We start from the raw sequence: 6084 nt of genomic DNA, 5'->3' as shown, positions 1-6084 counted from the left end.
TTGTCGTCGGTCACCGCAGCACGCTGCGGCTCCCTCCTCCGCCTTGCGAGACACCACCTGACCGATCCTCGCCACGGCAAGATCCACAGGACAGGACCTAGTTCATCGACGGGTCGTCGGGGCAGGTGGCCACGTAGGCCAGCTCGCCCCGCTGGCGGCGGAGCACGGCCCGCCAGAGCGACTCGGGATCGTGGTGGAAGGTGTCGCCGGGCTCCGAGTCCACGACGTACCAGGCGCCCTCGCCGATCTCGCTCTCCAGCTGCCCGGCCGACCATCCGGCGTACCCCGCGAAGATGCGCATCTGGGCGATCTCCCCGGCGAGGATCTCCGGCGGCGCGTCGAGGTCGACGGTGCCGAGCCTGGAGACCGCCGCGGTGCCCGCGTGCAGCCGCCGCCAGCCGAGCGGCTCCTGCCCGCTCGGCACCGCGGCCAGCGCCAAGGCGCTGTCGGTCTGCACGGGGCCTCCCTGGAACAGCACGGACGGGCCGGTAACCATGGTGTCCCAGGTCGGCAGCACCTGGGTCACCGAGATGTCACTCGGTCTGTTGAGCACCACGCCCAGGGTGCCGCCATCGAGGTCGTGCTCCAGCACCAGGACCACGCTGCGCCGGAAGTTGGGATCCTCCAGCTGCGGGGTGGCCACCAGAAGCCCACCGACGTAGATCGCCTCCGCCATACCTCCATCATGAGGGGTGAACACCCCTTCGCGCTGCTCCCCCCGCCCTTCTGATGACCCGGACCTCATGCGCTCGTCACGCGACGCGCACAGGACGGAACTCCATGGAGCGAAGATCGCGGAACGGGACGGTGACGACGGCCTGACGACGGGCCTCAGGCCTCCGTCATGCCCGTACGCGCACGGCCGCCGGCCGACTCGCGCACGGCCGCCGCGACGGCACCCGACACGTCCGGGTGGAACACGCTGGGGACGATGTAGTTGGGGCCGAGCTCCTCGGTGGTCACCACGTCGGCCAGCGCCTTGGCCGCGGCCAGCAGCATCTCCTGGCTGACCACGGTGGCCTGCGCGTCGAGCAGGCCGCGGAAGACGCCGGGGAAGGCCAGCACGTTGTTGATCTGGTTCGGATAGTCGGAGCGGCCGGTGGCGACCACTGCTGCGTGCTCACGAGCGATGTCGGGCGAGACCTCGGGCTCGGGGTTGGCGAGCGCGAAGACCACGGCGTCCTTGGCCATCGTGGCGATGTCGTCGCCGTTGAGGATGCCGGGCGCGGACACGCCGATGAACACGTCGGCGCCCTTGACCGCGCCGCGCAGGTCGCCCGCGTAGCCATCGGCGTTGGTGTGGTCGGCGATCCACCGGAGCGAGTCGTCCAGGTCCTGGCGCCCGCGGTGCACCGCGCCCAGGTAGTCGCAGACGACCACGTTGCGGGCGCCCGCCGCGAGCAGCAGTCGCAGCACCGCCGTACCGGCCGCGCCCGCGCCCGCGAGGGCGATGCGGACCTCACCCAGGTCCTTGCCGACCACGCGCAGCGCGTTGGTGAGCGCGGCCAGCACGCAGATCGCGGTGCCGTGCTGGTCGTCGTGGAAGACCGGGATGTCCAGCAGCTCGCGCAGCCGCCGCTCCACCTCGAAGCAGCGCGGCGCCGAGATGTCCTCCAGGTTGATGCCGCCGAAACCGGGAGCGATGATCTGCACGGTCCGCACGATCTCGTCGACGTCCTGGGTGTCCAGGCAGATCGGCCAGGCGTCGATGTCGGCGAACCGCTTGAACAGCGCGGCCTTGCCCTCCATGACGGGGAGTCCGGCGGCCGGGCCGATGTTGCCCAGGCCGAGCACCGCCGAGCCGTCGGTGACGACGGCGACGGTGTTGCGCTTGATGGTCAGGCGGCGGGCGTCCTCGGGGTTGCGGGCGATGGCCATCGAGACCCGGGCGACGCCGGGCGTGTACGCCATGGAGAGCTCGTCCCGGTTGCGCAGCGGCACCTTCGACCGCATCTCGATCTTTCCACCGAGGTGCATGAGGAAGGTCCGGTCGGAGACCTTGTGGATGACGACGCCCTCGACACCCTCCAGCTTGTCGACGATCGCCTGCGCGTGATCGGTGTCACGCGCGGCGCAGGTGACGTCGATGCGCAGCGTCTCATGCCCGGCCGTGGTCACGTCGAGCGCGGTGACCACACCCCCGGCGGACTCTACCGCGTGGGTGAGCTGGCTGACGGCCTTGCCGCCGGCGGGCACCTCCAGGCGCACGGTGATGGAGTACGACACACTCGGCACGGTGGCCACAGCCGATCCGCTCCTTTGCGACTAACTTAAGTTGGGATGCCTCCATCGTGCCACCACCAGGGGTGTGTACGCACCGGAGGTGGTGAACCCGCACATGTAGATGCGGTCACGGAACACCTCGTCCCGGCCCATCGTGACGCTTGTCACCAAAGACGGCTCCGGGAGGCGGGCCGCCGGGCCGGGTGCTCGGAGGCGAGGTGCTCAGAACAGGGCGCTGGCCAGGTTCCTGCGGGCCCTGGCGATGGACGGGTCGTCTCCGGGGAGCGTGTCGAACAGGCCGAGCAGGTGCACCCTGGCCCTGTCCCGCTCGGCCCCCGAGGTGCGGCGCACCACGTCGACGAGCCGGTCGAAGGCCCTGTCCACCTCGCCGGAGAGCATCTCGAAGTCGGCGGCCAGGAGCTGGGCCTCGATGTCCGCGGGGTCGGCCAGCCTGCTCTGCAGGTCGGCCGGGTCGACGTCCTGCGTCCTGCGGATCAGACCGAGCCCGGCCAGGCCCAGCTTCGCGTCCTGGTTGTTCGGCGAGCGGGCCAGCAGCCGCTCGTACGCGGCCACCGCGCCGTCGAGGTCGCCGGCGTCGACGGCCTGCTCGGCGGCGAGCACGTCCGGGTCGACCGGGGGCTCCTGCGGCTGCTCCTGCTTGTCCTGGCCCTCCTCGGCGGGGGGCGGGAGATACTGCGCCAGCGCCTCCATGAGCTGCGACAGCCAGTCACGGAGCTGCGGCTCGGTGGCGATGCCCGGAACCACGGCCACCGGCTGTCCCTGGAAGATGGCGTACAGGGCGGGCACGTTCTGTACCCGTAGCGCCTGCGCGATCTGCTGGTTGATCTCAACGTCGACCCTGGCCAGGGTCCACCGGCCGGCGTTCTCGGCGGCCAGTTTCTCCAGCAGCAGGCTGTACTGTTTGGCCTGCTCGGCGCGGGTGACGGTGAGCTCCAGCAGCACGAGGCTGTTCATGGAGCGTTCTACGACCTCGGTCGCGAAGTTGGCGTCGTCGACATCGATGACCGGCGCCGGAACACCGCCGGTTTCCTGCGCGGCGCTCTCCCGCCGCGCCTGTGCCTCCAGTGCCTGCTTGCGAGCGCCGAGATCGACGGCGCCGTAGAGCGATCCGGGTCGAGTGAAGTCCGCTGGGCTCATGGTTCCAATCCTGCCGTATCCCGGCCGGTGTCCCGACGCGCCCTCACTGGAAACGCGCCGGTTCGCTGTAGACGCCCCACTCACCGCGCAACACGTCGCAGATCTCACCCAGCGTGGCCTCGGCCCTGGCCGCGTCGAGCATGGCGGGGATCATGTTGCCCGCCGCCCCGGCCGCCCGCCTCATCGCGGCCAGGGCGGCGTCCACGGCCGCCTGGTCACGGGCGGCGCGGCGCTCGGCGAGGACGCGGCGCTGCTCGCGCTCGACCTCGTGCCCCACCCGGAGGATCTCCAGCGGCTCGTCGACGGACGCCGTGTGGCAGTTCACCCCGACGATCCTCTTCTCGCCCTTCTCCAGCTTGCGCTGGTAGTCGAAGGCCGCCTCGGCGATCTCGGACATGAACCAGCCGTCCTCGATGCCGCGCAGGATGCCCGAGGTCATCGTGCCGTCGGCGCCCATCTCCCGGATCCTCGTGAAGATCGCCTCGGCCTCGGCCTCCAGCCGGTCGGTCAGCGCCTCCACGTACCAGGATCCGCCGAGCGGGTCGGCGACGTTGACGATCTCGGTCTCCTCCATGAGCACCTGCTGGGTGCGGAGCGCGATCTCCGCCGCCCTCGTGGAGGGCAGCGCGAGGACCTCGTCCAGCGCGTTGGTGTGCAGCGAGTTGGTGCCGCCGAGCACCGCCGCGAGCGCCTCGACCGCGGTGCGCACCACGTTGTTGTACGGCTGCTGCGCGGTCAGTGACACGCCCGCCGTCTGGGTGTGGAAGCGCAGCCACTGGGCCTTCTCCGTGCCGGCCCCGTAGACGTCGCGCAGCCACCGCGCCCAGATCCGCCGGGCGGCCCTGAACTTGGCGATCTCCTCGAAGAAGTCGATGTGCGCGTCGAAGAAGAAGGACAGGCCGGGGGCGAAGACGTCGATGTCCAGGCCGCGCGACAGGCCGAGCTCCACGTAGCCGAACCCGTCGGCCAGGGTGAAGGCCAGCTCCTGGGCGGCCGTGGCCCCGGCCTCGCGGATGTGGTAACCGGAGACGCTGAGCGGCTTGTACGCGGGCACCTCCGCCGCGCAGAACTCCATCAGGTCGCCGATCAGCCGCAGATGCGGCTCGGGGGCGAACAGCCACTCCTTCTGCGCTATGTACTCCTTGAAGATGTCGGTCTGCAGGGTGCCGTTGAGTCTGGTGACCGGCACCCCCTGCCGCTCGGCGGCGACGACGTACATGCAGAAGATCGGGACGGCCGGACCGCTGATCGTCATCGAGGTGGTGATGTCGCCGAGCGGGATGCCCTCGAAGAGCAGGTCCATGTCCAGCACGGAGTCGATCGCCACGCCGCAGTGGCCCACCTCGCCGAGCGATCGCGGGTCGTCGGAGTCGCGGCCCATCAGCGTGGGCATGTCGAAGGCCACGCTCAACCCGTCGCCGCCCGCGGCGAGGATCATCTTGTAGCGCTCGTTGGTCTGCCGTGCGTTGCCGAACCCGGCGAACTGCCGGATGGTCCATGCCTTGCCCCGGTAACCGGTGGGGTGCAGACCGCGGGTGAAGGGAAACTCCCCCGGCCAGCCGATGCGCTCCATCCGCGGGTCACCGCCGTCCGGACCGTAGACCGGCTCGACGTCGAGCCCGGACATGGTGCGGAACTCGGCCTCACGCCTGCGAGCCCCGTCGAACCGCGCCTGCCAGCGCGCACGCCCCGCCTCGACCTGCTCAGCGTCCATGGCCAACCCCCTGTACGGCAGCGGCTTACCCCCGGCTTGTGGCCTCCCCCAAATACTAGGACGTCCTACTACTTCTCGGCGAGAGCGAGCCCTCACCGGCGACTACCCCAAGGACTCCCACCGGGACGCGCCCGTGTTCATGCCCTAAGGGACGACCCGTGAGGCCGCGCCGGCGACTGGACTGAGGAGAGCGGGGCTGTGAGGCCGCGCCGGGGACTGGACTGAGGAGAGGGAGGTTGCGAGGAACGAGCGACCTCCCTCGACGAGGGAAGGAGCCGGGTAAGAGCGGCCTCACCGCGACGCGCCAGCGTCGCCGGCAACCCGCGAGGAACGAGCGCCCCCTCTCGACGAGGGAAGGAGCCGGATAAGAGCGGCCGAACCGCGACGCGCAGCGTCGCCATCTAATCGCCGTCTACAAAGTCACCGGCGGCGACGCGGAGGGTTCTGAGGAGGTCGAACATCTGGTCCAGCTCATCCTCGCCGTACATGGGCATGGCGAAGTCGGCCTCCATCAGGTCGGCGGTCGCCCCGCGGACGACCTCCCGCCCCCGGTCGGTGATCTCGGCGAGCACCCCCCGGCCGTCGCGGGGATTAGGCATGCGACGTACCAGACCGGCACTTTCCAGGCGGCTCACGGTGTTGGTCACGCTCGTGGGATGGACCATCAGACGCTCGCCGATCCTGGAGAGCGGCAGCGCTCCGGTCCTGCTGAAGGTCAGCAGCACCAGGGCCTCGTATCTGGCGAAGGTCAAGTCATGCGGTTTGAGCAGCGTGTCCAGTTGCGACAGCAGGATCTGCTGCGCTCTCATGATCGATGTGACGGCGGCCATGGCCGAGGAGGGCCCGAAGTGAACGCGCCACGTCTTCGCGGCACGCTCGATGGGGTCAAACGGGAGATTCAGCTGACCTGTAACCACAGGGCTACGGTAGCGCGGCCTCATCCCGATTCGCCCATATACGTAGAGTCACCATCCTGATGGCTTCACCAA

The 6084-nt window shown here is 69.9% G+C and carries 5 protein-coding genes; all 5 read right to left on the bottom strand.

Going from position 1 to position 6084, the window contains the following annotated elements; genetic code table 11:
• Positions 1–97: 97 nt before the first annotated feature.
• Positions 98–676: a YqgE/AlgH family protein gene (locus ABT130_RS11175; protein ID WP_343975538.1), complete on the bottom strand. Its 579-nt coding sequence runs from the start codon at positions 674–676 to the stop codon at positions 98–100.
• Between the two features lie 155 nt (positions 677–831).
• Positions 832–2244 carry an NAD-dependent malic enzyme gene (locus ABT130_RS11170; RefSeq protein ID WP_350954751.1) on the bottom strand — a complete coding sequence of 471 codons (1413 nt, stop codon included), beginning with the start codon at positions 2242–2244 and terminating at the stop codon, positions 832–834.
• A 201-nt stretch (positions 2245–2445) separates the two neighbouring features.
• A complete protein-coding gene (locus ABT130_RS11165; RefSeq protein WP_350954749.1) occupies positions 2446–3381 on the bottom strand; it encodes a tetratricopeptide repeat protein in 936 nt (311 codons plus the stop codon).
• A 43-nt stretch (positions 3382–3424) separates the two neighbouring features.
• Complete coding sequence (gene icmA / locus ABT130_RS11160) at positions 3425–5095, bottom strand: coenzyme B12-dependent isobutyryl-CoA mutase large subunit (RefSeq protein WP_350954747.1); 1671 nt, start codon at positions 5093–5095, stop codon at positions 3425–3427.
• 401 nt (positions 5096–5496) lie between these two features.
• Positions 5497–6036 carry a MarR family winged helix-turn-helix transcriptional regulator gene (locus ABT130_RS11155; protein WP_350954745.1) on the bottom strand — a complete coding sequence of 180 codons (540 nt, stop codon included), beginning with the start codon at positions 6034–6036 and terminating at the stop codon, positions 5497–5499.
• Positions 6037–6084 lie beyond the last annotated feature (48 nt).

It is taken from the genome of Streptosporangium sp. NPDC001681 (assembly GCF_040298085.1).
Taxonomy (GTDB): domain Bacteria; phylum Actinomycetota; class Actinomycetes; order Streptosporangiales; family Streptosporangiaceae; genus Streptosporangium.
The sequence above is the reverse complement of the archived record's forward strand: the minus strand, read 5'-3'. Positions and strand labels throughout refer to the sequence as shown.